Source organism: Porticoccus sp. W117 (assembly GCF_030341905.1).
In the GTDB taxonomy this organism is placed as follows: domain Bacteria; phylum Pseudomonadota; class Gammaproteobacteria; order Pseudomonadales; family Porticoccaceae; genus SCSIO-12696.
In genome coordinates, this window is record NZ_JATAAF010000005.1 from 153,046 (window position 1) to 179,124 (window position 26,079).

At 55.1% G+C, this 26,079-nt stretch carries 28 protein-coding genes; 9 read left to right on the plus strand and 19 right to left on the minus strand.

Annotation, left to right across the window (positions count from 1 at the left end; genetic code table 11):
• Positions 1 to 55 precede the first annotated feature (55 nt).
• From QSV34_RS05920 to QSV34_RS05980, 13 genes are all read right to left on the minus strand, one after another.
• On the minus strand, positions 56 to 904 hold the full coding sequence (locus tag QSV34_RS05920) for a PulJ/GspJ family protein (protein ID WP_353738354.1): 849 nt from the start codon (positions 902 to 904) through the stop codon (positions 56 to 58).
• Positions 904 to 1,407, minus strand: coding sequence for a prepilin-type N-terminal cleavage/methylation domain-containing protein (locus QSV34_RS05925; RefSeq protein ID WP_289152824.1), 504 nt, complete (start codon positions 1,405 to 1,407; stop codon positions 904 to 906). The genes QSV34_RS05920 and QSV34_RS05925 overlap by 1 nt, the downstream gene beginning before the upstream one ends.
• A complete protein-coding gene (locus QSV34_RS05930) occupies positions 1,397 to 1,816 on the minus strand; it encodes a type II secretion system protein (RefSeq protein ID WP_289152825.1) in 420 nt (139 codons plus the stop codon). Before QSV34_RS05930 ends, QSV34_RS05925 begins: the two co-directional genes overlap by 11 nt.
• Before the next feature lie 18 nt (positions 1,817 to 1,834).
• Positions 1,835 to 2,248, minus strand: a complete 414-nt coding sequence (locus QSV34_RS05935; RefSeq protein WP_289152826.1) for a type II secretion system protein — start codon at positions 2,246 to 2,248, stop codon at positions 1,835 to 1,837.
• A gap of 169 nt (positions 2,249 to 2,417) precedes the next feature.
• Complete coding sequence (locus QSV34_RS05940; RefSeq protein ID WP_289152827.1) at positions 2,418 to 3,644, minus strand: type II secretion system F family protein; 1,227 nt, start codon at positions 3,642 to 3,644, stop codon at positions 2,418 to 2,420.
• Positions 3,645 to 3,756: 112 nt separating this feature from the next.
• On the minus strand, positions 3,757 to 5,496 hold the full coding sequence (locus tag QSV34_RS05945) for a GspE/PulE family protein (protein WP_289152828.1): 1,740 nt from the start codon (positions 5,494 to 5,496) through the stop codon (positions 3,757 to 3,759).
• Between the two features lie 118 nt (positions 5,497 to 5,614).
• Positions 5,615 to 6,487 (minus strand): tetratricopeptide repeat protein, encoded by an 873-nt coding sequence (locus QSV34_RS05950; protein WP_289152829.1) that lies wholly within the window; start codon positions 6,485 to 6,487, stop codon positions 5,615 to 5,617.
• 208 nt (positions 6,488 to 6,695) lie between these two features.
• The gene (locus QSV34_RS05955; protein ID WP_289152831.1) at positions 6,696 to 7,610 is read right to left on the minus strand and encodes an ExeA family protein; all 915 of its coding nucleotides are present in this window, start codon (positions 7,608 to 7,610) and stop codon (positions 6,696 to 6,698) included.
• Between the two features lie 146 nt (positions 7,611 to 7,756).
• Entirely contained in the window at positions 7,757 to 9,421 is a 1,665-nt protein-coding gene (locus tag QSV34_RS05960) for a secretin GspD/PilQ domain-containing protein (protein ID WP_289152833.1), read from the minus strand.
• Between the two features lie 8 nt (positions 9,422 to 9,429).
• Positions 9,430 to 9,873 (minus strand): hypothetical protein, encoded by a 444-nt coding sequence (locus QSV34_RS05965; RefSeq protein WP_289152835.1) that lies wholly within the window; start codon positions 9,871 to 9,873, stop codon positions 9,430 to 9,432.
• Positions 9,863 to 10,513, minus strand: a complete 651-nt coding sequence (locus QSV34_RS05970; protein WP_289152837.1) for a type II secretion system protein GspM — start codon at positions 10,511 to 10,513, stop codon at positions 9,863 to 9,865. The genes QSV34_RS05965 and QSV34_RS05970 overlap by 11 nt, the downstream gene beginning before the upstream one ends.
• Entirely contained in the window at positions 10,510 to 11,121 is a 612-nt protein-coding gene (locus tag QSV34_RS05975) for a hypothetical protein (RefSeq protein WP_289152839.1), read from the minus strand. The genes QSV34_RS05970 and QSV34_RS05975 overlap by 4 nt, the downstream gene beginning before the upstream one ends.
• Entirely contained in the window at positions 11,118 to 11,996 is an 879-nt protein-coding gene (locus QSV34_RS05980; protein ID WP_289152841.1) for a type IV pilus biogenesis protein PilM, read from the minus strand. Before QSV34_RS05980 ends, QSV34_RS05975 begins: the two co-directional genes overlap by 4 nt.
• A 447-nt stretch (positions 11,997 to 12,443) precedes the next feature.
• Between QSV34_RS05980 and QSV34_RS05985 the strand changes: the two genes are divergently transcribed.
• Genes QSV34_RS05985 through QSV34_RS06000 form a run of 4 tightly spaced genes read left to right on the plus strand, consistent with a single transcriptional unit; the run spans position 12,444 to position 15,364 of the window.
• The gene (locus QSV34_RS05985; protein WP_289152843.1) at positions 12,444 to 13,850 is read left to right on the plus strand and encodes a DNA-3-methyladenine glycosylase 2 family protein; all 1,407 of its coding nucleotides are present in this window, start codon (positions 12,444 to 12,446) and stop codon (positions 13,848 to 13,850) included.
• A 13-nt stretch (positions 13,851 to 13,863) separates the two neighbouring features.
• Positions 13,864 to 14,340, plus strand: a complete 477-nt coding sequence (locus QSV34_RS05990; protein ID WP_289152844.1) for a methylated-DNA--[protein]-cysteine S-methyltransferase — start codon at positions 13,864 to 13,866, stop codon at positions 14,338 to 14,340.
• Between the two features lie 11 nt (positions 14,341 to 14,351).
• Entirely contained in the window at positions 14,352 to 14,951 is a 600-nt protein-coding gene (locus QSV34_RS05995; RefSeq protein ID WP_289152846.1) for a LysE family translocator, read from the plus strand.
• Positions 14,952 to 14,959: 8 nt separating this feature from the next.
• The gene (locus QSV34_RS06000) at positions 14,960 to 15,364 is read left to right on the plus strand and encodes a GFA family protein (protein WP_289152847.1); all 405 of its coding nucleotides are present in this window, start codon (positions 14,960 to 14,962) and stop codon (positions 15,362 to 15,364) included.
• Between the two features lie 4 nt (positions 15,365 to 15,368).
• Here the strand turns inward: QSV34_RS06000 and QSV34_RS06005 are convergent, their stop codons facing one another.
• Both QSV34_RS06005 and ubiD read right to left on the minus strand, forming a co-directional pair.
• On the minus strand, positions 15,369 to 15,647 hold the full coding sequence (locus QSV34_RS06005; protein WP_289152849.1) for a cupin domain-containing protein: 279 nt from the start codon (positions 15,645 to 15,647) through the stop codon (positions 15,369 to 15,371).
• 25 nt (positions 15,648 to 15,672) lie between these two features.
• On the minus strand, positions 15,673 to 17,139 hold the full coding sequence (ubiD, locus tag QSV34_RS06010) for a 4-hydroxy-3-polyprenylbenzoate decarboxylase (RefSeq protein WP_289152851.1): 1,467 nt from the start codon (positions 17,137 to 17,139) through the stop codon (positions 15,673 to 15,675).
• Between the two features lie 142 nt (positions 17,140 to 17,281).
• Here ubiD and QSV34_RS06015 point away from each other — a divergent pair, with 142 nt between their 5' ends.
• Positions 17,282 to 17,497: a cold-shock protein gene (locus tag QSV34_RS06015; RefSeq protein ID WP_289152853.1), complete on the plus strand. Its 216-nt coding sequence runs from the start codon at positions 17,282 to 17,284 to the stop codon at positions 17,495 to 17,497.
• 442 nt (positions 17,498 to 17,939) lie between these two features.
• Here the strand turns inward: QSV34_RS06015 and rho are convergent, their stop codons facing one another.
• Positions 17,940 to 19,199: a transcription termination factor Rho gene (rho, locus tag QSV34_RS06020; RefSeq protein WP_289152855.1), complete on the minus strand. Its 1,260-nt coding sequence runs from the start codon at positions 19,197 to 19,199 to the stop codon at positions 17,940 to 17,942.
• Positions 19,200 to 19,511: 312 nt separating this feature from the next.
• Positions 19,512 to 19,832 carry a thioredoxin TrxA gene (gene trxA / locus QSV34_RS06025; protein WP_289152856.1) on the minus strand — a complete coding sequence of 107 codons (321 nt, stop codon included), beginning with the start codon at positions 19,830 to 19,832 and terminating at the stop codon, positions 19,512 to 19,514.
• A gap of 28 nt (positions 19,833 to 19,860) precedes the next feature.
• Here trxA and ppx point away from each other — a divergent pair, with 28 nt between their 5' ends.
• Together ppx and QSV34_RS06035 are read left to right on the plus strand one after the other, a co-directional pair.
• The gene (ppx, locus tag QSV34_RS06030) at positions 19,861 to 21,477 is read left to right on the plus strand and encodes an exopolyphosphatase (RefSeq protein ID WP_289152858.1); all 1,617 of its coding nucleotides are present in this window, start codon (positions 19,861 to 19,863) and stop codon (positions 21,475 to 21,477) included.
• Between the two features lie 41 nt (positions 21,478 to 21,518).
• Positions 21,519 to 21,887 (plus strand): hypothetical protein, encoded by a 369-nt coding sequence (locus QSV34_RS06035; RefSeq protein ID WP_289152860.1) that lies wholly within the window; start codon positions 21,519 to 21,521, stop codon positions 21,885 to 21,887.
• Positions 21,888 to 21,938: 51 nt separating this feature from the next.
• Here the strand turns inward: QSV34_RS06035 and ptsP are convergent, their stop codons facing one another.
• Both ptsP and rppH read right to left on the minus strand, forming a co-directional pair.
• Positions 21,939 to 24,218 carry a phosphoenolpyruvate--protein phosphotransferase gene (gene ptsP, locus QSV34_RS06040; RefSeq protein ID WP_289152862.1) on the minus strand — a complete coding sequence of 760 codons (2,280 nt, stop codon included), beginning with the start codon at positions 24,216 to 24,218 and terminating at the stop codon, positions 21,939 to 21,941.
• A complete protein-coding gene (rppH, locus tag QSV34_RS06045; protein WP_289152864.1) occupies positions 24,211 to 24,717 on the minus strand; it encodes an RNA pyrophosphohydrolase in 507 nt (168 codons plus the stop codon). The genes ptsP and rppH overlap by 8 nt, the downstream gene beginning before the upstream one ends.
• Before the next feature lie 98 nt (positions 24,718 to 24,815).
• Here rppH and QSV34_RS06050 point away from each other — a divergent pair, with 98 nt between their 5' ends.
• Positions 24,816 to 25,385 carry a hypothetical protein gene (locus tag QSV34_RS06050; RefSeq protein ID WP_289152866.1) on the plus strand — a complete coding sequence of 190 codons (570 nt, stop codon included), beginning with the start codon at positions 24,816 to 24,818 and terminating at the stop codon, positions 25,383 to 25,385.
• Positions 25,386 to 25,390: 5 nt separating this feature from the next.
• On the plus strand, positions 25,391 to 25,909 hold the full coding sequence (locus QSV34_RS06055) for a CC0125/CC1285 family lipoprotein (RefSeq protein ID WP_289152868.1): 519 nt from the start codon (positions 25,391 to 25,393) through the stop codon (positions 25,907 to 25,909).
• Positions 25,910 to 26,079 lie beyond the last annotated feature (170 nt).

Consider the following 26,079-nt stretch of genomic DNA (forward strand, 5'->3'; position numbering starts at 1 on the left):
TGCAAAAGCAACCACACCCACCCAATCTCTCATCTTTCGTCTTCCGTCTCCCGTACTAAGGCACATTGCGAATGGTTACCTGCTGCTGAAGATTGACGGTTTCGCCACCCTCGGTGAAGTTGAGGTCGATATCCACAATGGTGCTGCGGGATTCGGTGCCAGCCTGCAATGCGAAGTTGCCGGTGACTTGCTGGGCCATCAACGTGCCGGTGCCGGAAGGCGTCCACCCCAAGCTGTTGCCTTGTAAAAAATGCAGCGCATTGCCTACCACGCAAAACGCCTGAGGGTTGTCTGCCAGGAAAAAACGTCGCTCGATGGAGTTGCGTGTCCATATCTGGTTGGAAGAGAGAGCAATACCTCCGCCACCTTGCGAAGTGCCTTCCGCAAGCGGGCTTGTCAGGGTGGCGCTGGCACCACCGCCATAAATATCCGTGTTAATGAGAGCACCAATGACCGCGTAACGGGCGCTGCCAAAATCCACCCGGTAGGGGGCGCTGGCAATACTGTTGCTGGCCGCGGCGCCATTGGCGTTATCGGGCACCGGGTTCAGATAAAAACCACCGCTCGCCATAGGCAGGAATTTGATACAGGTGTTGGCGGCAAACAGTTGCATGCTGTTGGGCACCGCGCCACGCAGCTGGCGGGTCATGCGCTCCATGGCCTGACGGCTTTTGTTCACTAACTTGGCGCGGCTTTGTACCTGCTGGTAACTCTCGGTGCTGGACACCACAAAGCTGCTGCCGATGGAGGCGATAATGGCCAATAGCACGATGACGGTGATCAGTTCGATGAGGGTAAAGCCCTGTTGGGCGTGAGATGTTAGACGTGAGATGGGAGACGGTGAGCACTCACCAATTGCGGAGCTGCCCGTCTCTCGTCTCTCCTCTCTCGTCTCGCATCCCATCAGAAATTCACCCGATAGCTGGACAGGGTGAGTGCATCACCAGTGGGTGCCGTGACGGTTACGGTAATGCGTTTGGCATTGCCGTTGGCAATTCCCAATTCTGGGCCTGCCAGAGTGACAGCAACGGCACTGGTGTAGCCGGATACCGTGGCGCTGTAGTTGTGGAAGTCGTCCACATCATCGAGGCTGGCGGCATTGGCCAGGTTCTCGCCGCTGTCCAGGCCAAAGCTGCAGGCCTGGGCGCCGGGCTCTGCACTGCCGCAGGCGGGCACCCCGCCAGTGGGGGTGTTTTCATCGTATTTGCGTGCCGTTATTTCATCCAGTTGCGACTGAGCAATTTCCAGCATTTTGACCCGCACTACCGGGTCGACGCTGTTAATCAGCGACTGGTTATAGACGGCAATCAACGCGCCCAATCCCACGGAAATCACCACCAGAAAGACCACCATTTCAATCAGGGTGAAGCCGTTTTGTCGGTTGGACGTTAAACACCTAGTGCGCATAACCCGTCGCCTCCACAGTAATGGTGGCGCTGGTGCCGAAACCATCGCTCAGGGTAAAGGTGGTGGCTGTTGTACGCCCCAGTTTGTCGAACACCAGAGTGGTGCTGGGGGTAAGGGTGATGCCACTGGGCAGGGTCAGTGGGTAGTTGCTGGCATCCAGAGTGGCGCCATCTTCTTCGACGGAGACACTGTTGCCACTTGCTACAAATTGAACAGTGGAACTATTGCCACGGGCAATGGCTATCTGCTGTGTATAAAACAAACCCGCGACAATATTGTCGCGGGTTGCTTGTACTTCAGCTAGAGCGGTACTGGAAAAGCGTGCGGAAGCAACGGCGGCCACAATGCCGAGTACAACAATAACGACCGCCAGTTCTGTAAACGTAAAGCCGCGAACTTTGCCATTCACACAAATGCTACGCCGTGTTTAGGGTACGTTGGCTGACAGTATGGTGTAATCCACGCTGGAACCATTGGCGCTCAGCGTGCAGGTTAACTGAACACCGTCGGCGGTTGTGGTAGTTGTGCCACTGCTCGCTGCTGCTGATGAATAGCCGCCGGGTAAACCGCCTTGCAGCAAGGGCCCAATGGTAGCGTCAAGGCAGTTGAGTACATCTACTGGTGGAGTTGCCGTTGTGCTGAGGCCTGCCTCGCGAGCAATTTCGGCGGCGTAGTTAAGGGAAGCTGCGGAGCTGATTGATCCCGCCACGTTTTCCAGAGCTGCCTGCTCTGCGGCAGCGGAGAGGTCAATAAATCTCGGCACAGCCACGGCCGCCAAAATCCCCAAAATCACAATTACCGCGATCAGTTCGATCAGGGTAAAACCCGCTTGACGTTTCATAATTGTTCTCCCAATAAGGAACGTTGTTATAAATTATTTGAATAAATCCCCGCAGGATCTGTGCAGGGTTTTATCCACTTTTGCTTGAAAAAGCAACTGTAACTCCTTGATTTGTGAAGTTGTCTATTCCTTTAAACAACCGCTGTTTACTACCCCGTATCTTTATCGGCTACTTTTGCTGAATACTGAACATGTCCCACATGGGCAGGAAGATGCCCAATGCCAAAATCAGGACAAAGGCCGCCATAATGACCAGCACAATGGGTTCCAGGCGATCGCTGAGGTTTTTCAGGTCGTATTCCACTTCCCGTTCGTAGTATTCCGCCACTTCCCCCAGTAAGGTGTCCACCTGGCCACTGGCTTCGCCTACGGAGATCATTTGCAACACCAGTGGGGTAAACATGCCGCTGGCCAGGTGGGTGCGGTAGAGATTGTCACCGCGTTCGATACTGGCGCGGATATCACGCACTTTGCTGGCCAGGTAGGGGTTTTCCAGGGCCCGCGCTGACAACTCAAGGGCTTTTGGCAGTGGTACACCGGAGCGCAGCATCATGGCAAAAGTGCGGGCGTAACGGGACATGGTGGCACGGTTGATAATATCTCCCACCACCGGCAGTTTGAGTTTGCGCATGCCCCAATTCAGAGCGCCTTGTTCGCTGGCCAGGTAGCGGCGAACCCACAGAAATCCTCCCACGGATAGCACCAGCAGGTACGGCCAGAAGGTGACAAAAAAGTCTGAAATACCAATCAGGATACGTGTGGGCAGGGGCAGCTCGGCTCCGAAGCTGGCAAACATATCGGCGAATTTTGGGATGACCATGGTGTTGACCACGGCTATGGCAATGATTAACGCCAACATGACAAATGATGGATAACGCAGCGCGGTCTTTACACCGCGGGCTGTCTCCTGATCCCGTTCCAGGTATTCGCTCAGTTGCAAAAAGGCTTCATCCACTCGGCCGGAATCTTCCCCCACTCTCACCAGGTTGATAATCAGGTCGTTAAATACTTTGGGGTGTTGGCTCATGGCCGCCGACAGTTCTGTGCCGGTTTCCAGCCGTTCGATAATATCGTGCAGGGCGTCTTTCAGCAGGCGGTTGTGCACTGTGTCGGTGAGCCCGCGAATACTGACGATCAGAGGAATACCCGCTTTGGTGATGGTGTACATCTGGCGGGCAAACATAATCAGATCTTCGGTGCTGACTTTTTCGTTGCGCAGCCAGGTGGGCAGTTGAATTTCCTTTTGCGCCAGATTGCTGGCGGCCATATCAATGGCCGTGGGGGTGATACCTCGGCGACTCAGCTGGCTGGCGATGGCATCGGCGCTGGCGCCTTGCAGCTGACCGGTAACGCTGGCGCCGTTGCGGTCGCGCCCTTTGTATTTGAAAGTGTTCAAGGCGTATCCCCTGTTGGCGGATTACGCCTGCGGCTAATCCGCCCTACGAAGGGTGCGGTTTTTGCGTAGGGTGGATTAGCGCAGCGTAATCCACCAATTAGACGGCGAGCATTCATTCGTCGTCATCCTGGCCGGTGTCATCCACCTCTGCCGATACCCGCATCACTTCACTGAGGGTGGTGACGCCTTCGGCGGCGTAGCCCAGGGCACTGACATTCAGGGGGCGGAAGGAACGGTGGTCGTGCACTGCCTGGTTAAAGGCGCGGATGTCGTTTTCCCGTAAGGCGTCCGCCATATCTCGGTCGATTTCCAGTAATTCGAATACCCCGATACGCCCCCGGTAACCGGTGTTAAAGCAGTGGACGCAGCCGCGACCTTTGCGCAGGTTGAGGTTGTCCAATTCACGCTGGCGGCTGAGGCTTTTTATTAACTGCAGCTCGTTGGCGTCGGGCTCGTAGGGTTCGGCGCAACTTTCGCACACTTTGCGCACCAGCCGTTGTGCCAGTACACCTTTTAGCGCAGCGGACACCAGGTAGGGATCCACCCCCATATCTGTTAACCGCAGGGCGGAGGTGATGGCGTCGTTGGTGTGCAGTGTAGACAGCACCAGGTGGCCGGTCATGGCGGCGCGCAGGGCGATTTCGGCGGACTCCCGATCGCGTATCTCACCCACCAGCAGCACATCCGGGTCTTGCCGCAGGGTGGCTTTCAGCACCTTGGCAAAGCTGAGGTCAATTTTGTGGTTGATCTGTACCTGGCTGATGCGCGGCAGACGGTATTCCACCGGATCTTCCACGGTGATGATTTTGCGATCCGGCGTGTTCAGCTCGGTAAGACCGCCATAGAGGGTGGTGGTTTTACCGCTGCCGGTTGGGCCGGTGACCAGCACCAGACCGTTGGGGCGATGCAGCAAGTGGCGTACCCGATTGATCATACGTTGCGGCATGCCGACTTTTTCCAGGCCGAGAATACCCTGGCTGTGATCCAGCAGCCGCATGACCACAGATTCCCCCCACTGCACCGGCATGGTGGACAGACGCACGTCGATACTGCGGCCACTGACTTTGAGGTTAAAGCGGCCATCCTGGGGTAGGCGCTTTTCGGAAATATCCAGTTCCGACATCAGCTTGAGGCGCACTACCAAGGCGCCGGCGATGCTCTTTTCATTCATCACCTGCTCGCTGAGCACGCCGTCGATACGCTGGCGAATGCGCAATACGGTTTCGTCCGGCTCGATATGGATATCAGAGGCTTTGGTGCGCAACGCATCCTCGAAGATTTTTTGCAGCATTTTCACCACCGGCGCATCACTGTCGGTGACGTCGGTAGCAATGTCCGCCAGGTCGACGGCGGATTCTTCCAGTTCTTCGTGCAGCTGCTCAGCAAGGTTGGCAATTTCCGCCTGCTGGCAGTAGGCCACATCGACAATATCCAGCAGTTGCGATTCCCGCACTACCGCTGGCTCCAGGGGCTTGTTGAGCACCTTGGCGAGGTCGTCCAGGCAGAAAATATCTGTGGGGTCGGCCATGCCCAAAAGCAGGCTGTCGCCTTTGTCTTCCAGAACTACGACCCGGTGGCGGCGGGCCTGGGATTCGGGCAGTAGATTGACCACTGCAGAGTCGAATTGATAACTGGCCAGGTCGATAAAGGGAATGTTGAGTTGCTGGGAGAGAATGCTCAGCAGGTCGTTTTCCTGCACCAGCCCCAACTCGATCAGCTGCTTGCCCAGTTTCAAACCGCTGCTTTTTTGCGCTTTCAGAGCGTCCATCAGCTGGGACTCGGTGATCAGCTGTTTTTCCACCAGCAGATCGCCGAGGCGCAAGCGCTGTTGTTTAGTGGCGGGCTGAGTCATTGGTTTGCCTTCTTAACTGTAATACACGTCATTCCCGCGCAGGCGGGAATCCACCATTTCGAATACTTTCGCGAAATGGATCCCCGCTTTCGCGGGGATGACACTATATTCAAATGCGTTAGCCAGGGTTTTTTAACTGGCTAATACGCCGCTCCACATAAGCGGCCACATCTGGGTTGTTATTTAATTGCCGGGTGGTCTGGAATGCACCCAGGGCATTGCGATCCTGTATTGCGTCCAGCGCCACCGCCAGACCCAGCCAGTAAATGGCATTGTCCCGCTCAATTTCCACCAGCTGGCCGTATAGCTCTACCGCTTTCTGGGGTTGCCCCTGTTTGTGGTAAATGCCCGCCAGCAGAGCGTAGTGATCTGGGTGTTGGTCAATACTGGGGCGGATTGCTTCAAGCCGTTCGCTGGCAGCGGTCAGCTGCCCCTGGGCCAGTAATTTTCGTGCTTCCTCTTGTACCGCCTGGCGTTGCTGTGTGGCCGAGCTTGCGGCTATCTCTGTTGTTGGTTGTGGTTCTTGTTCTGTTTCTACTTTTGTTTCTACAACAGGCTCGGCGGCAACCAGTGGTTCAGGATCAGCGGCTAGCGATTCGGTTTCTACAATGTCTTCAGGTGTGTCCACTATGGCAACTTGCGGCTCAGGTTCTACTCCCACCACAGGTTGAGACTGTGCTTCCGGCTTCACTTCGATGGGTGCTGCCGGTGTTACAGGTACTGGCTGGGCAGCTGGTTGCGGCGCAGGCACTTTAGCAATGGGATCAGTGTCAATAGCTTCGACTGCCACCGGTTGTTGCCACCAGTTGTTGTGCCAAGAGAGCAGAGTAGCCGCCGAGGCAAACAGGCAGATGCCAATAGTGAGCGATAACTTACTGCCACGGCTGGCCGATTCACTGCGCTGGGTTAGTGCAGGGGAGACACCGGCGGGTTGTCCACTGGTGTCCTGGCGATCTTCCAGATCGCGTAACATATTATTGACTAAGCTCATGTGGCCTCCCTGTGGGAGGTGGTCGCACGTCTGACGTCGCACGTCGCACGCTTGCTCGGCAGGAGTTGAGCCGTCACATAACTACATGAGCTATTTAGTGGTCTGAAGATTTGGTGTGGCACTGGACTGATGGTTTTAGCGTGCGACGTGCGACGTGCGACGTGCGACCCTATAGTCAGCGCTGGGTGTACTCGGCTGGCAACCAGCATCAAATAGCCCCCCCCTGCGCATAAACCAACGTCCCCGCCAGCGACAGTGCTCCCACCAGCGGCCACAGCAGGTGCCAGCGCAGGGCCAGCAGTTTGCCAATGCGTTTGCTTTCCGGGGTGTCCTGAATGGCGCGGGCAATGTGGTAGCTGGTGATGCGGCGGTCGCCGCGGCCGTAGCAGGCAATCATCGCTTTGTGGGCCAGCACATTAATAGGCCGAGGCACGCCGCCGGAGGCGCGGTAGAGCAGGCCGATAGCGGAGCGGGTAAACAATTTGGCCCCCGGATGACCGGCGGAGGTGAGGCGGTGGTTGATGTAGTGGCGAACGCCCTTTTTGTCGAACGGGGTCAGGTATTCCGAGAAGATAATGCGTTGCTTCAGCTGACGCAGGTCTTTGCGGTTGAGCAGGCTGTCCAGTTCTGGCTGGCCAAACAACACCACTTGCAACAGCTTGCGCTTTTCCGTTTCCAGATTGCTGAGCAGACGCAGTGCTTCAATGGTGTCCCTGGGCATGGCCTGAGCTTCGTCGATCACCATAACCACTTGTTTGTCATCGGCAGCCAGATCAACCAGGCGACGGGTAATGTTGGAAAGTACCTGCGGGCCTGGCATGTCTGCGTTGACATCGGCGCCGATTTCCTCCGCCAGCAAAAAGCGCAGTTCCTCTGGAGTCAGGTAGGGGTTGGGAATGTAGGCGGCCTGGTACCCTTCGCCCAGACCCGCGAGCAATTTGCGACACAACAGGGTTTTGCCGGTGCCCACCTCGCCAACGACCTTGATAAAACCCTCGCGCTGCTGCAGGGCGACGGTGAGAGTGTTGAGCACACCGCGATGGCTCTGGCGGTTAAAAAAGAACTGGGTGTCTGGGGTCAGCGAGAACGGCTTTTCGCGCAGTTGGAAGTAGCGTTCATACATGGCTGTGCCTCTGTTCCTTCGTCATTGCGAGGAGCCGCAGGCGACGCGGCAATCTCCAGAAAATCACTGCCAAACTGGATGAGATTGCCGCGGTCGCTACGCTCCCTCGCAATGACGGTGTGTTTGATGACGGCATGTGGCAGTCCTCAATCAATTCTCAATAACCTGCGTTGCTCGTTACCCAGTTCGCGAATGCGGTCGCGGCTGCGTTGTACTTCGCGGCGGGTGGTGTCCCTGTCGATAATGGTGGGTTTGATCAGAATCACCAGTTCCGATTTGCGCACCTTGACGGTTTTGCCACGAAACAGGCCGCCGATCACCGGTACATCACCGGCACCGGCATAGCGGCGTTTCTCGTAATCTTCCACTTCCTGCATCAGGCCGCCCAGTACCACCACTTCGCCATTTTTGGCACGCACAATGGTGTCGGATTCGCGAATATCCCGGAACGCGGTGGGGAAGCTAAAGGTCTGGTCGCCCAGCTGTATGGGTTTTACCAGGTCGCGAACTTCGGTAATTACCGGGTGAACGTGCATGATAATGTCGCCATCAGCTGAAATTTGCGGCGTTACGTCCAACGCTATGCCGCTGAAGAACGGCGTGATTTCGATATCCGGGGTGTTCACAACCGCCGAGGCACTGGTGGTGGTATCGCTGGAAATACCGGTGACAAAGTATTCGTCAGAGCCCACCCGCAGTACGGCCTTCTGGTTGTTGACGGTGGATTGTTTGGGGCTGGACAACACCTGCACCGAGCCCTGCTCCCCCAGCAAATCGATAAAGCTGTTGATGTCGGTGATATTGAACACCGAGTTAAAGGCGCTGGTAGTCGGGTTGGTGCGGCTGTTGTTGTAGCTGTAAGAGAGGCTGCCGCCAATCTGGTTCCAGTTGATGCCGGCGTTGTAATCGTCGTTGAGGCGCACCTCGATAATTTTGGCTTCCAGCTGTACCTGGCGCTGTACGCTCAGCTCCGAGCGTTCCAGAAATTCGCGCACATCGTGCAGCTCATTGGGCAGTGCTTTCACGACCACCATGCCTGCCTGGGGCGAAATCATCACCTGGCGGCCGTCCACTTCGCCGCCCACCATAGAGGTGATAAAGGCTTTCAGTTCGCTCCAAAAATCGGAACGGGTGAGTGTCTGGATACGGGCGCCCTGGCTGCTGCCACTGGCACCGCCTTGACTGTTACCTTGCTGGTCTGCCAACAACAGGCTGAGCAGGCCGCTGTCGCCCTGGCCGCCGCCGTTGTTACGGTTGCCGCCATTGCGGTTATTGCCGCTGTTGCTGCCGCTTTCCAGGCGACCGACGCTAACAGTGGTGTCTGACAGGCCCACCCGTTTGATGTCCAGATAGTTGATATGGAATATCTGGGTGCTCAGCTCCCGCGGGGAAATCAGGTAGGTGTTGCCGCTGATTTTATAGTCGTAGCCATAAATTTCCCGGCAGATTTCCAGCACGTCTTCAATGGTGACGTCGTTGAGGTTCAGGCTGATGCTGCCCTTGAGGTTGTCGCCGGTAACGATATTGATGTCGGTGCCGTCCATCAGGCTGAGGAAAAATCGCCCGGCAGGCACGTCGTTGGCGGCGATATCAAAACGCTCCTGCGAGGCGCTGACGGCAGTGCTGTCACTGCCGAGCAACAGGTCGCTGACCGCGCTGGGGACTTCTTCAGGAGTCTGCGGTGCTTGCAGTTCAGCGGCGATGCGTTCCAGCTGGGTCTCCGCGGGCAAGGGTTTCTGCACGCTGGGCGCACAACCGGCCATCAGCGCCGCAAGTGCAAAGGTAAGTGGCAGACAATTGGGTCTCAGCATGGTTTGCCTCATTCAGTGCCGCCGTTGCGGCTGCGTTTTGTGTGCTTGTTTTTGACGGTGGCGCTGTGCAGCGTTAACAGCTGTTTTTTGCCGCCGCGCTCAATGGTGACGCCCTGAGAAGTGATGGCAGCAATGCGGGCACCGGCAATGCGATCGCCCTCTTTTACTTGCACGCCATTGATGGTGGCGTGACGGCGTTGTTTGCCGATCAGCAGGGAGTCCAGTTTCAGGCCGCCATGCTGTTGTTTGCTCACCGCCGGTGGCTTGTAGGCAATGGGCTGTGTCGGGTCGCGATCTGCCGCTTGCAGTGAGGTGCAGGTCAGGGCAAGGACGCAGGCTTTGAATGTTGTCATCGCGAGCGTAGCGAAGCGATCCAGAGGCTTTATCGCGGTGAAAGACTCTGGATTGCTTCGCTGCGCTCGCAATGACTGCTTTATGGCCTTATTGCTCACCAAACAGGCCCTCCTCAGTAGTCAGGGTATAAACCTGTAAAGTCACTTTGGCATTGGGGTAGCTGTCGGCGCGGTAGTTAAGGTGCTCCCAGCGCAGCCCCCAAGGGAGCTGTTCCAAGGCTTGTAGATAGTCCACCACCTCGAAATAACGGCCCTGCAATTGCAGTGACACCGCGTGTTTGTAAACCCCGGCACTGACCAGGTCACCGCTGCCGTCGGTGGCAGACAGTTGCAGTTCCTCCACCGGCAGTGCCTGTAATTTGAGCAGTGACAGTTTGCCGGTTTTTACCAGCACGTCTTCGAGAATGCGTGGCAATTGTTGGGCATCTGCCAGGCCTCCAGCCAAGGTGGCCAATTCAGCACGCAGTGCATCGATTTGCTGTTGCAGCACTTGCAATTGCGGGCCTTGGCTACCATTGCTGCCCGCGGCGCTGGCCTGCAGCTGAGCCAGTTGTTCCTGGTTGTTGGCCAGGGACTTGCTGTTGGCGTCTAGCTGCCCGGTTAGTTTGCTGTGCTCGTCATCGGCGGGCTTGAGCAGTGTGAACTCAACAAGTGCATACACCAGCGCGATAATAATTGCGGTAATGAGGATTTTCTCACGCTGTTGCAGGGCATCGAATTTGGCAGACAGTTCGTTCACGGCGCCACCTCTTCGGGCATATCGCCGAGTTGAAATTGCACCAGGCCGCTGCGCTGCTTGTCTCGTTCCAGCTGCAGGGAGCCGAAGCGGGCGCTTTCAAAACGCTCGTCTTGCTGCAGTTTTTGCAGATATTGCAGCACCGTTTCTGCCGGTTGAGTTTCGCCACCCAGGGCCAGGTAATGGCCGCCATTGAGCAGGTGAATCTGTTGTAGGGAAAGGCCGCTGACATGATTTTGAGCCAAACCGGAAAGCTGCTCTGCAAAGCTGAATCGACGGGACGACTGCTGTTGCTGCATCAGCCCGCGCACTTGTTGCAGTCGTGACAATTCCTGTTGAGCCTGCTGTAGTTGCTGCTCCTGACCTGCTTCCCCGGAGCCAAGCAGCTGTTGTTGCAGGTTGTTGTTTTGTTCTTGTAACTGCTGCAATTGTTGCTGGCTGCTCTGCAGCTGCTGCGCCAGTTTGGCGTTAGCACTTTTTTTGCTGAGCCCCAAACCAACCAGCAACAGCGCCAGGATGCCAGCGGCAATAACTACGGTGGTGAGGTTGAACCCCAGGCCCTTGCCAGAGCGCTGCTCGCCGCGATAGAGGTTAATTTGCTGGTAGCTCATGCCGCCACCTCGCTTCGCAGGGAGGCACCAATAGCGGCCACACACAAGGGCAGTTGGTCACATTCAGTGCCCGCGGGCAAGGGCAGGGTGTCCGCCAAATCGAGTACCGCCAGCGGTGTGGACAGGCTGTTTTTCAGGTCATCGTCGATCTTGTCGCTGCTGACGTGCTCGCCACAGAGGTATATCTGTTTCGGTGGTGGCTGGCGCATCTGGCGCTCGAAGTAATCCAGGGAACGCTGTAATTCCAGAGCCAGGGAATCGCTGGGCAGGTCATCCATCAAGCCGCCTTTCCAGGGGATATCAAACTGCCGTGACAGATACAGGGCGTCGTTGCCATAGACGTTAACGCAGGCCTTGCCCGGCGACAGCAGGGCGATGGCGATACTGCGTACGCCGGTGTTGATGGTGCTCGCCAGATTGCGCAACGCCAGCTCGTTAATATCGACGGATTTCAGCTTTAACCCGGCGTCGCTCACCAGTTGTGCGATGGCGTCCACTTGTTCTCGGGCTGCGGCCACCGCGTATACGCTGTCGCTGCGGCCGGTGTTTTGAGGCAGGGGGAAGGCATCGATAACCGCTTCTTCCACCGGCATGGAAAGCTGATCCTGGATCTTCCAGCGCACCGCATCGCGCAGTTCGTTAGCGGGTACCTGTGGTGCCTCGGTTAATTGCAGCTGATAACTGTCTGCTGGCAATACGGCGTGGCAGCGGGCGCCTTTCAGACCCAGGGAACTGATACTGTCGCGCAACAACGCAGCGCGATCCGCATCCGCATCGCAACGGAGAAATTCACAGGCGAGTAATTGGGTGTCTCCTTGAGGGGAAGCGCCAGTTTGGGCGACGGCAATGCCGTCTGGCCGGATTTCAACCCCCACGTTGGTCGCCGATTGGCGCCCCTTGTTTTTCCATCCGAGCAAAGTGTTCTACCGTTATGTTTGTTATTTGTTTTGTTCTAAAACAATGGCTATCTGTTTTAGACAATTGCGCAGTCAGTTTCGGACGGTGCGCAAAAAACTTTAGCTCTGTATGGACGGACATTGTAATAGTAGCTTGATGGAGCTGTCACCAATAACCTCCGCGGGTTCCGCACTTCGGTACTATTGCCTCCATAAAGATTATTAACTGTTTTAAATGAGGTTGGGTTCGGTAAGTTATATGCCTTAGCTTCTATAGGAAGGCCAATATGAGAAACCTTGTTCTACTGGCGTTACTTGCCGCTGTTGTCACTGTGCCCGCTATCGCATTGGAGTTTTCCAGTCTGTAAAGCTATACACTGCCGAAAACGGCCATTTTTGCGGTGAGGTTGGCGTACACTGCATTTCATGAGCAACAGCTTTCACTTGCAACCCGATGCATGCCGTCGGGCCCGATTGGCACGGGACAGCCGTTTTGACGGCCTGTTTTTTATCGCCGTAAAAACCACGGGCATCTATTGCCGCCCGGTGTGCCCGGCTTCTCCGCCAAAAGAAGCCAATGTGGATTACTTCCCTTCTGCATTGGCTGCCAGCCAACAGGGCTATCGCCCCTGCCTGCGTTGTCGGCCGGAGTCTGCCCCCGGCTCACCGGCTTGGCAGGGCACTCACACCACACTGACGCGAGCGATAAAGCTGATTGACGCCGGCCACTGGCAGCAACAATCGCTGGCGCAGTTTTGCCAACGCCTGGGGGTGGGTGAGCGCCACCTGCGCCAGCTGTTTCGTGATGAGCTGGGAATGTCACCCCAGGCTTACCGCAATTTTCGCCGCCTGATGCTGGCCAAACAGTTGTTGCACCAAACCCGTTTGCCCATCGCTGATATTGCTGCCAGCGTCGGTTTTGGCAGCGTGCGGCGCTTTAATGCCGCCTTTAAAGAGCTGATCACATTGGCGCCAGGGCAGGTGCGTCGCACAGGCAAATCTGTGGGTGAAACCACCGAGAAAACGCAGCTGTTTCTCAGCTATCGACCGCCTTATAACTGGCCATGGTTGCAACGTTTTTTAAGCCAGAGAGCCATCGAGGGATTGGAAGAAGTCTCTCCCGACAGTTACCAGCGCACGCTTCACTTACCCAATGCCAGCGGTTTGTTTGTCGCTCGGCACAACGCTGAAAAGAATGGTTTTGATGTCACCCTGTGGTTGCAGGATGAAACCGATTTACCTGCGGCGGTGGCCACCATACGTCGCCTGCTCGATCTGGATGCAGATCGTGCCGCTATCGACCGGCACCTGTGCCGCTGCGCTGCAATGTCTAAAGGTTATTTGCCCGGTATCCCCCTGCCGGGAATGGCGACAGCATTTGAGGCGGGGGTACGTGCCATTTTGGGGCAGCAGGTAAGTGTGGCGGCGGCAAGAAAACTGGTGGCAGCATTGGTGAATAATCTTGGTGGTACCCTGCCTGGTGGCGAACGAATGTTTCCGTTGCCTCAGGCCGTGGCTGATTCCATACTGGATTTTCTCGCCATGCCCGGCAGTCGCCGGGATACGTTGAAACGTTTTGCCTCGGCATTGGCCCAAAACCCGGAAATGTCACCACAGGAATGGCTGGCTATAAAAGGTATTGGCCCCTGGACGGTGGATTACGCCACCATGCGCCTGGGCGACCCGGATATATGGTTGGGTTCGGATTTGGGGGTGCGTAAGGGGCTGGCAATGCTTGAGGGTGAGCCCAATCCAGAAAGTTGGGCGCCCTGGCGCAGTTACGCCAGCCTGCAGATGTGGCAGCGACTTGCGTTGCCAAATCAAGAAGATTAATAGGACGAAAGTTATGGAAACAGCAATTATCGAATCTCCCATTGGCAATATTCGTATCAGCGCCGATCAAGAAGGTTTAACGGAACTGCGTTTTCGCGATCAGCCGCTAACCGGTAAGCCCAAAAGCGATGTTTTGGCCGTAACCGTAAAGCAGCTGCAAGAATATTTTGCAGGCAAACGACAGGTATTTGATTTGCCGTTAAACCCTCAGGGCACCGACTTTCAGCGCCAGGTATGGCGCCAACTGTTGAGCGTTGAGTTTGGTGACACCACCAGCTATGGAGATATTGCCAAGACTATTGGCAAGCCCACCGCCAGCCGCGCTGTGGGCGCCGCCAATGGTCAGAACCCTATCTCTATTATTGTCCCCTGCCATCGCATTATTGGCAGTAGTGGAAAGCTCACGGGCTATGCTGGCGGCTTGGAGCGCAAACAGTGGTTGTTAAACCATGAGTACAAAACGGCTGGCGGTGTTGAAGAATTATTTTAATTGAGTGAAAAATGGAATTAATCATTGCCCTGTTCGTATTTGCCTTTTCGTCAACAGTGACACCTGGGCCGAATAACATCATGATTATGACATCTGGAATGAACTACGGTGTTCGCAAAAGTGTGCCCCATTTTTTGGGAATCTGTATTGGCTTTCCAGTGATGGTGGTTCTGGTCGGTTTGGGTCTGGGGGTGGTTTTTGAACGTTATCCGGTTGTGCATCAGGCGATCAAAATTGCCGGGATTATTTATCTGCTTTATCTATCCTGGAAAATAGCCACCACCAAGGCAGCTGCTTCAGGCAATGCGGGTTCAAAGCCATTTACCTTTTTGCAGGCAGCACTTTTTCAATGGGTAAACCCTAAAGCCTGGATGATGGCAGCCAGCGCAGTGGCTGCTTATACGCTGGCAACTGAGCCAATGCTTTGGCAAGTACTGTTGGTGGCGTTGGTGTTTTTTCTGGTGGCGTTTCCCTGTGTGGCGGTGTGGTTGTTTTTTGGTACGGCTTTAAAGCGTTTTCTGAAAAAGCCTAAGCAGCAAATGATCTTTAATGTATCAATGGCAGCTCTTCTGGTGTTATCGATCATCCCGGTTGTATCCGATTTGCTTTAGAGGTGTTTATGTCTACATATCAAGGCAGTTGTTTGTGCGGCCAAGTCAGCTACCGAATTGAAGGCGAGCAATTGGCGTTTTACCACTGCCACTGCCAGCGTTGTCGGAAAAGTAGTGGTACAGGTCACGCCAGTAATGTTCGTATTTCCGGTGGCGATTTAAGCTGGCTTTCTGGTGAGGGGAATATCAATAGTTATCGGGTGCCTGATGCAGAGCGCTTTCGAAATGATTTTTGCAATTGTTGCGGATCGCCATTGCCGCGCAAGTTTCCCGACCATGGTTTTATTGTGGTGCCTGCAGGAACTCTGGATACAGCACTGCCAGAGAAGGTCGATGCGCGGATATTTTATGGTTCTCGGGTAGAGTGGTCTTGCGAGGATGGCTTGCCAACTTTCGAAACATATCCAGAGTAAATAGTTAGCGATAAAAAATGGCTAGCCAAATAGTTTTCTCTTGAGTGCTGGTTGCTGCTACTCGATGTTTGCTGTGAGCGGGAATGTTCAAGTAATCGCCGGGCTTTAAAGTTTGTCGACGGCTTTCAAATTCAATGACCGCTTCCCCCTGGATCACCAAAACCCATTCGTGTTCATCTTGGTCGTACCAAAAGTCCTTTTCCGAGTGATGGCCGTCAGAGACAATTCGTTCTACACGAAAGTTTTTTCCTGAGAGTAGTTCGCTAAAAATTTCTTCGGGCAAGTTTTCCGGAATGTCATTGAATAGATTAGTCAATGTTCAAGCTGTCCCAAATTTCATCCACGCGCTGTTTTACCTCATCACTCATGGCAATGGGCTCTCCCCATTCCCGGTCGGTTTCGCCGGGCCATTTATTGGTGGCATCGAAGCCGATTTTTGAGCCCAGACCGGAAACCGGCGAAGCGAAATCCAAATAATCGATAGGCGTGTTGTCGATCATTACCGTGTCGCGGCTGGGATCCATACGGGTGGTCATGGCCCAGATGACGTCGTTCCAGTCACGGGCGTTAACGTCGTCGTCGGTGACAACAACAAATTTGGTGTACATAAACTGACGCAGAAAAGACCACACGCCCATCATCACTCGCTTGGCGTGGCCGGAGTATTGTTTTTTGATGGTGACCACCGCAAAGCGGTAAGAGCAGCCTTCTGGGGGCAGGTAAAAATCCTGAATTTCAGGGAATTGTTTTTGCAGGATGGGTACAAATACTTCGTTCAGCGCCACACCCAAAATGGCGGGTTCATCCGGCGGTCGTCCGGTGTAGGTGCTGTGGTAGATAGGGTCTCTTCGGTGGGTAATACGCTCTACGGTAAATACCGGAAAGCGCTCCACTTCGTTGTAGTAGCCGGTGTGGTCGCCGAATGGGCCTTCGTCGGCTATTTCTCCTGGGTGCAGATGGCCTTCCAGAATAAACTCGGCACTGGCGGGCACTTGCAGGTCGTTGCCGATGCTTTTCACCACTTCCGTTTTTTCGCCTCTTAACAACCCGGCAAAAGCGTATTCGGAAAGGCTGTCCGGCACCGGTGTGACTGCGCCTAAAATGGTGGCCGGGTCAGCCCCCAATGCGATGGAGACCGGAAAGGGTTCGCCGGGGTGTTTTTGCTGCCAGTCGCGAAAATCCAGAGCGCCGCCCCGGTGGGCCAGCCAGCGCATAATCAGTTTGTTTTTACCGATTTTCTGCATCCGGTAGATGCCTAGGTTCTGGCGTTCCTTCTCCGGCCCGCGAGTCACCACCAATGGCCAGGTTACCAGTGGCCCTGCATCGCCAGGCCAGCAGGTTTGAATGGGGATATTGTCTAAATCGACGTCGTCACCTTCCAGTACTACTTTTTGGCAGGGCGCTTTACTGACCACTTTAGCGGGCATATTGAGCACCTGTTTAAAGGTGCCACGCTTTTCCCAGAGTTCTTTAAAGCCCTTTGGTGGTTCTGGTTCTTTTAAGAACGCCAGCAGTTTGCCTACGTCTCGCAATGCGGTGACGTTCTCCTGGCCCATGCCCATAGCTACTCGGTCTGGTGTGCCGAACAAGTTGGCGAGTACGGGTATGTCATAACCCACCGGGTTTTCAAACAGCAGTGCCGGGCCGCCAGCGCGCAGAGTGCGGTCGGCGATTTCGGTCATTTCCAGATTGGGATCGACGGGGTTGGTGATGCGCTTGAGCTCGCCGCGCTTCTCCAGCATGTCGATAAAGTCGCGCAAATCTTTGCAGGGCATTTACAGGTGCTCTAACTCGGTTTCACAGGCCGCTGACTGTAGCACAAACAGGGTATTAGGAGACTTGAAAATCTGCCTCATCAATTCTAAAGTAGCGGCGCGCATGGGTAGTTTGCGTGGATAATAATAAAGAGAGGTAATTATGTCCGAGATAGTAACTGGCATCGTCAAATGGTTTAACGATGCCAAGGGGTATGGATTTATCGAGAAAGAGGGCAGTGCGGATATTTTTGTGCACTTCCGGGAAATTAACGGTACCGGACGCCGGACTCTTTACGATGGCCAGGAAGTCAGCTTTGAGCTGGTGCAGGGGGAAAAGGGTTTGCAGGCAGCTAACGTGACAGTGGTTGGCGTTTGATCGGCAATACCCTGAAGGCATAAAAAAACCGGCTTGTGATGAGCCGGTTTTTTTATGTCTGGATTTTGTTGCTTTGGTGCGTGTCACCATGAGGTACAGAGGTTTCCAGACACGCTGTGAATACATCCCTGTACGCTCCTTGGCCGCTATCCCTGCGGCCAAAGGTCTGAAAACCTCTGTACCCCATGGTTTGGGAAGTTGGGCAGTAGTGCACATCAGGTTGATATGAAGATCAGCGGCCGGTGGTGCTTTTCCAGACCTTCTGCGGCATGGATGCCGCAGAGGAGCCTACAGGGAGGTATTTACGGTGTGTCTGGGAAAGCACCACCGGCTGCTGGTCGCCACCACACTAAATGATGGCGAAGCGAGTTGTGAGATCCTCACGTCGCTACGCTCCTCAGGATGACAGAGGCGGGGCGTATAGGATGACGGTAGGGGCGTATTATTTTTTCTTCATCGCCAGGAAGAATTCGTCGTTGGTTTTAAAGCCTTTTAAACGATCGATCAAAAATTCCGTACCGGCAATATCTTCCATATCGTGGAGCAGTTTGCGCAGTATCCATACCCGTTGCAGTTCGTCTTCCTTCATCAGCAGATCCTCACGGCGGGTGCCGGAGCGACGCACGTTAATGGCCGGGAATACGCGCTTTTCGGCGATCTTGCGATCCAGGTGCAATTCCTGGTTGCCGGTGCCTTTAAATTCTTCGTAGATCACTTCGTCCATTTTGGAGCCGGTATCTACCAACGCAGTAGCGATAATGGTCAGTGAGCCGCCCTGTTCGATGTTGCGGGCGGCGCCGAAGAAGCGCTTGGGTTTTTCCAGGGCATGGGCATCAACACCACCGGTGAGTACTTTGCCGGAGGAAGGTTGCACGGTGTTGTAGGCGCGGGCCAGACGGGTGATGGAGTCCAGCAAAATCACCACGTCTTTTTTGTGTTCCACCAGGCGTTTGGCTTTTTCGATGACCATCTCGGCCACTTGCACGTGACGGGAAGGTGGCTCGTCGAAGGTGGAGGCCACCACTTCGCCGCGCACGGTGCGCTCCATCTCGGTTACTTCTTCCGGACGTTCATCGATCAGCAGCACCATAATGTGCGCTTCCGGGTTGTTGCGGATAATCGACTGGGCGATGTTCTGCATCATGATGGTTTTACCGGCTTTGGGCGGTGCCACAATCAGGCCGCGCTGGCCTTTGCCGATGGGGGAAACCAGGTCGATGATACGGCCGGTTAAGTCTTCGGTACTGCCATTACCCGCTTCCAGCTTCAGGCGCTCGTCCGGAAACAGCGGCGTGAGGTTTTCAAACAGAATCTTGTTGCGGGCGTTTTCCGGCTTGTCGAAGTTGATGGTGTCTAACTTGAGCATGGCGAAGTAGCGTTCGCCATCTTTGGGAGGGCGAATTTTGCCCGCCAGAGAGTCGCCAGTGCGCAGGTTAAAGCGGCGAATTTGACTGGGAGACACATAGATGTCGTCCGGCCCCGCCAGGTAAGAACCGTCTGCAGAACGCAGAAAACCAAAGCCGTCTGGAAGGATTTCCAGCACCCCTTCGCCGTAAATGTCTTCGCCAGATTTGGCGTGGCGTTTAAGGATGGTAAAGATAATGTCCTGTTTGCGGGAGCGGGCCAGGTTGTCCAGGCCGATGCTTTCGGCAATTTTCAGGAGTTCACCAATGGGTTTGGTTTTCAGGTCGGTCAGGTTCATACGGAGTGGCTTTGTTGGTTTTGTAAAAGGTAAGGCAAATATCGGGCAGGGAGTGGTCAGTGCTAAGAATTTTAGCGGTCAGCGGCTGCTGGTATTTGCTGAAAGTTGATTGAGTTTTGCTGGTCTCAGGTGTTTAAAAACAGATTGGCCCGGCCGGGTTTTTAGTTGTTACGGGTTGGGTCGGGGGGCTTTTTTGGAAACAGTTACTGGGAACAGCGAATCGTGGATGGGCGCAGTATAACGCGTAATACTGGTGATGCAAAGGCGCAGAACTGGCAGAGCCGCAGCGTATACTGCGGCTCTGGTCACATATCAGCAGTTTTCTTCAACAAACTGAGTCAGCTGCGGCTTGGACAGGGCGCCCACTTTGCTGGCTTCCAGGTTGCCGTTTTTGAACATCATCAGGGTGGGTACGCCACGCACGTTGTACTTGGCGGCCATCTCTTTGTTGCCGTCGATGTCGATTTTGCAAATTTTCACTTTGCCGTCCATTTCCTCGGCCAGTTGATCGAGGATAGGAGCAATCATTTTGCAGGGGCCACACCAGGTTGCCCAAAAGTCCACCAGAACCGGGGTGTCTGAATTCAGGACGTCAGCTTCAAAGGACGCATCGGTGATTTGTGAAATGCTCATAAAAAGTTCTCCAAAAGCAGGATATAGAGTGGCCGTTGTTGTCGTGATTGATACAATTGCCGGCGATCATAGCATTCACCGTCATGGGCAACAACGAGCCGTTGAGGCCTATTTGGGGGTAGATCGGGGGAATTCAAGTATGGCGGATAATAACAACGCTCAAGAGGCGCCACTGCTCGCTGCTTTGGACTTGGGCTCCAACAGTTTCCATATGATTGTGGCCCGAATTGAACATGGAGAGATACGCCCTGTAGAGCGCATTGGCGAAAAGGTGCAGCTGGCGGCGGGCATTGGTGCTGATGGCAACCTCAATGACGATGCCATCGAGCGCGGGCTCGCCTGTCTGGCGCGCTTTAAGCAAGTATTGGACAGCTTGCAACCGGGCCTGGTGCGGCTGGTGGGCACCAATGCCCTGCGCGCCGCCAAGAACAGCCAGGTATTTGCTGAACAGGCGGAAGACTTGCTTGGCTTGCCCCTGGAGATCATTGCCGGGCGCGAAGAAGCACGTTTGATCTACCTGGGTGTGGCTCACACTCTGTCTGACGATGAACAATCCCGCCTGGTGGTGGATATTGGTGGTGGTAGCACTGAATTCGCCATTGGCCAGCGTTTTGAGCCCATGCAGCTTGAGAGCCTGCACATGGGCTGCGTCAGCTACATGAAACGTTTTTTCAGTGACGGCAAAATCAGCGAGAAGCGCTTTCGTCGTGCCTACGAAGCCGCCACCCTGGAAGTGCTCAACATTCGCCAGAGTTACCGGCAGATCGGCTGGCACGAAGCGGTAGGTTCCGCTGGCACACTGAATGCCATCTCTCAGGTACTGCAAAACCACGGTTGGGGTGATGGCACCATTACTGCCAAGGGTTTGGCGTCCCTGTGTCGGCAAATGCTCAAGGCTGACCATGTGGACGACCTGGAATTTGATGGCCTCAAGGAAAACCGCCGCGGCGTATTCCCATCCGGAGTGGCGATTACCTGCGCCCTGGTGGATAGCCTTGGCATTGAGTGTATGAGCCTCTCCCAGGGTGCTTTGCGCGAAGGGGTGGTGTACGACATGATTGGCCGCCTCAGCCACGAAGATGTGCGCGAGCGAACCGTCAATGCCCTGGTGCGGCGCAGCGGCATCTCTCTGCACAATGCTGACCGGGTAGAGGCCATGGCCGCACAATTGTTTGCCGCCGTTAGGCAAGAATGGAAGTTGGATGCCGGGCAACTGCAGCTGTTGAGCTGGGCGGCGCGGCTCCATGAGGTTGGCCTGACGATCGCCCACAACCAGTTTCACAAACACGGCGAATACCTGGTCCGCAATGCGGATTTGCCAGGTTTTTCCCGCCCTGACCAACAGTGGCTGGCGCTGTTGGTGCGCGGCCATCGTCGCAAATTCCCTGTTGAGCTGTTGGAAGAGCTGCCGACAAAAAATCGTCTTACTCTGGGGCGCCTGTGCGTATTACTGCGCCTTGCAGTGTTGTTTAAATACGTAGCAACCCTGGAGGGTGAGCCGGAGTTTGAAGCCCGTGCCGAGGGAGATGCACTCATTCTGCAAACTACCGAAGATTGGCGTGAGCGCCACCCTTTGACCATGGCAGAACTGGAGGCAGAAGCTGAGGCGGTGGCAGAGGGGGGGTATCAACTGCGAATTGTGTAGGGTCGCTATAATGGAGAGACTATTCCACGGAGTGTTTCCTTATGAGCCTTTCTGTTACTCACATAACTGCCTGGATGCTGCTGTTGATGGGATTGTCCGTTGTTCTGAACCCCAAAGGCTGGCAGCAGCTATTCCGAGATACACTGGATAACCCTCAGCGGGCCATGCCGCTGTTTCTGTTTTTCCTGTTCTTTGGTTTGTTTATCGTCACCCAGCACGATATCTGGCGTGGGAAGGGGTTGGTGGTTTCCATTGTTGGTTGGGGCGCTGTGATCAAATCTGTCATTTATTTGAGCGCCCCTCAGTGGATGGCGAAATTTCGCCGTTTTGCCGAACCGCAATCGCTGCCGCTGATGCGAGTTGCAGGGGTGGTTTGGGTAGTTGTTGGCGCTTGGATTTTGTTTTTCTGATCTACCCGTCATTGTCGCGTCGCCCTGCGGGCTCCTCGCAATGACGGGGGGCTACCCCCCCAATAATTCCTGCACCCCCGGTCTGGCCAATTTGCTCTGCAAATGCTCAACCACCGCAAAGGCGTCTGCCATAGTCTGTGTTTTCTCCGCCAGTTTTTTGGCTTCTTTAAGACTCACCTGGCGCAGTATGGCCTTCACGCGCAAGAGGTTGGATGAACTCATGGAAAGCACGTCGTAACCCATGCCAACCAGCAGCACCGCCCCCAGCGGGTCGCCGGCAAATTCTCCACATACGCTCACCGGGCAATTCTCTCGCTGGGCGCCATCGACGATGATTTGCAGGGCATTGAGCAGGGCTGGATGGAAGGCGTGATATAGATCGGCCACCCGGCTGTTATTGCGATCCACCGCCAGCAGGTATTGGGTGAGGTCGTTGGTGCCCACAGAAAGAAAATGTACCCGACGGGCGATTTCACGAATCTGGTACACCGCGGCGGGCACTTCCACCATGGCGCCGATTTTCGGCATCACCAAATCAAAACCTTCTTCCTTGGTGAGTTCGTCAAAGGCGCGGTAGATTAATTCCATGGCCGCTTCCAGCTCCGGAATATTGGAGATCATCGGCAGCATGATGCGCAGGTTGTCGAGTCCTTCCGAGGCTTTCATCATGGCGCGAATCTGGCCTAGGAAAATTTCCGGGTGATCCAGTGTTACGCGAATGCCCCGCCAGCCGAGAAACGGGTTGGCCTCTTCGATGGGAAAGTAGGGCAGCGCCTTGTCGCCGCCCACATCGAGGGTGCGCATGGTCACCGGGCGGGGAGCAAATATTTCCAGTTGTTCACGGTAGGTTTTGCGCTGTTCTTCTTCCGACGGGAAGCGTTCGTGCATCAGGAAGGGCACTTCGGTGCGGTACAGGCCCACGCCCTCGGCGCCGCGATCCAGCGACAACATGGTGTCGATGCGCAGGCCGGTGTTTACCCACAGGCCCACCCGGTGGTCGTCGCAGGTAATACAGGGTTCATCCCGTAGCTGTTCCAGATTTGCCGCCAACAGCTGTTCTTCGCGGCGCTGTTTTTCGTAGCTGTTGCGTAACCGGCGGGAGAAGTGCGCCACGATACGGCCCTGGTGGCCGTCGATAATCAGTTCATTGCCATCGATTTCTGCCAGCGGTAAGTCCACCGCACCCATGACAGTTGGGATGCCCAGGGCGCGCCCCAGAATGGCCATGTGGGAGTTGCGTGAGCCGCGCACTGAGATCATTCCCACCAGCTTGTCGTGGGGTACGTCCGCCAGCATCGGCGCCGCCAGTTCTTCGCCGATCAGAATGCAGTTGTCCGGGTATTCGATTTGTTTCGGCTGGCTCTGTTGCAAGTGTGCCAGCACTCGCCGGCCCAGGTCGCGCACGTCAGAGGCGCGCTCCCGTAGGTAGGCGTCTTCCATGCGTTCAAAGTTGCGCACGTGTTCGCGAATCACCTCTGCCCAGGCACTTTGCGCCGCCATCTTTTGTTCGCGGATCAGCGCCACTACCTCGTCGCTGAGGGTATGGTCGTCCAGCATGCTGATGTACACCTCGAACAGCGCCCGCTCGCTGGAACTGAGTTTGCCCACCATGTTGGTGTCGAGGGTGTGTAAATCTTCCTTTGTGCGGCGAATGGCGTCTTTGAACAGCGCCAGTTCGTCATCCACCTTCTTCACATAGCGCCGCGCTACCGCTCGCAAATCCGCCGGCGCCGACATCAGTATTGCTGTGCCGATGGCGATCCCCGGAGCGCTGGGAATACCGTTGAGAACAACCTCTGTTTGCTTACGGGATTTCTTGTTGCGGGGCTTGCTGAGCTGGTCTTTCAGTTCGCCAGTGGCTTCGGCATGGGCGATGGATGCCGCCAGCTGGGCACAGATGGTAACCAGAAAGGCTTCTTCGCCCTCGTCGAAACGGCGCTGTTGTTCCTGCTGGACAAGGGCAACGCCAAGCACCTTGCGGTGGTGGATGATGGGCGCCCCCAGATATGAGGAGAAACGTTCTTCCCCGGTTTCCGGAATGTAGGTGAAATTGGGGTGCTGGCTGGCGTTTTCCAGATTAATGGGTTCTTCCCGGGTGGCGATCAGACCTACCAGCCCCTCGCCTTCGGGAATGCGTACATTGCCAATGGCTTCCGAGAGGTATCCGTCCGACGCCCGCAATACGTAGTCGCCGCTCTGTTCACAGAGGAAGATGGAGCAGTTGCCCACCTGCATCACTTCTTTGACGCGCTTAACGGCGATATTGAGAACCTCCGCCGTGCTGGCGGCGGCGTTTACTTCCTGAACAATGCTGCGCAGGGAATCAAGCACGCCGGTCTCCTGTGCGGCCCCGCTCCAGCTCTATCTGTGCCGGAGCGAGTTCCCGCAAGGCGCGGCGGTAAACGTCCCGTTTAAAGTCCACCACCTTGTCCACCGGGTACCAGTAATTTACCCACTGCCAGCCGTCAAACTCCGCTTTGTCCCCGCAATCGAAGCAAATGTTGCTTTCATCGCTCACCAGCTTGAGCAAAAACCATTTTTGTTTTTGGCCGATGCACAGAGGTTTGCAATTTTTGCGCACGTATTTTTTGGGCAGGCGATAGCGTAGCCAGTGGCGGGTGGAGGCGAGCAGCTTTACATCTTCCTTGCGCAAGCCCACTTCCTCATACAGCTCTCGGTAGAGCGCCTGTTCTGGTGATTCGCCTTTATCAACGCCGCCTTGGGGAAATTGCCAGGCATTCTGGCCAATGCGCTTGGCCCACAGTAACTGGCCGCGGTCATTGGCAATAACGATGCCTACGTTGGGGCGAAAGCCCTCTTTATCAATCACTTATCTTCTCCATATGCAAGAAAGGCATTGTTCCATAACTGAGGTGCATGCGCTAATATCCTTTACACTTCGCAATACTCACAATCATGGAGGATAAGATGAAATCCAGACAAAAAAACTCTGCGATAGCTGTGCTTTTTTCGATGCTGTTGCCCTGCCTGTCCCTGGCGGAAGCTCCCGGTTTTGAATTGGAGCATACCCGCCTCGATCCAGAAATTTTTCGTGTTTACGCATACGGTGATAAAGACACCTCTATCCGCGATGCCATGGCAAATGCCCTCAATGAAGCGCGCCGACTTTGCCGTGAACAAGGCTATGGGCATTTCGCCTTGGTTGACACACAGACGCTGTATCGACAGCAGGGTATCTATCAACAACCCTCCTACACTCAGCGCGGTCAGTTCGAGGCCAGGGGGGTGCAGCTTGACGGTGGTGGCAGGCAAGAGATACGTACCGGTAATCTGGATATCGATTACCAGGGTGGCAGTCAGGCCAGGCAAGAGCGAGTGCGGTACGATAGTGGCGTGTCGGTGAATACACGGGGAGAGCTTCTTGAATATTCGAATCAATCACAGCCGTCTCAGCGAGCCTGGGCAGGTATCACCATTCAGCTGCTGAAAAACCCGACAGCTGATAGAACACTGAAAATATTCAGCGCTAAGGAGTGATGGCCGTGAAAGTTTTAACAGTATTGATTATTGCCAGCATTTTTCTGGCAGGTTGTGGTGCGTCAAATTACCGCGCCGCCAAAAACTACAGTGATCATGGCTATATAGAGTCGCAATTGCGTGAAAATATTTACCGGTTGCAATACCTGTCACCAAAGAGCGCCTCTGGCGCCCATGCTTCTGATCTGGTGCTGCTGCGCGCTGCCGAGCTGGCGTTGAGTCACAACTACCCCAGCTTTGTTGTTCTGGATCGAGCCGATGAAGTTCGAGATGCCACCAGCTATAAAGCCGGGCGACGGGAAACGGAAGTCACCTTCCGCAATTACGATTCCCAGACTGGTTCTGGCACTGGCGATGCGGTTACCCGCGTAACTGGCGGCGCTACTTTTCTTTCCGCTGAGCCTCGCTCTTTACTGCTGGTTCAGTTTGTCAAAGAGAAAAAGCCGCTGGCGGGTAAACTTGCCTATGACGCCCAGTTTGTCAGAGACAGCATTCGCGCAAAGTATCAATTGAAAGACAAATAACTTGCTATACCACACAAATTAAAAAGCCGCCCGAGGGCGGCTTTCAGACTGCTGACAAAGTCCTCGCCCTCGTGCGGGGACTTTTTATAATGGGGCATGTTAAAAGACCGCCCCCAAACCCAGTCCACTATGGAGTTCGTCAGCATTGACGAGCTAGTTCCCGCCGACCA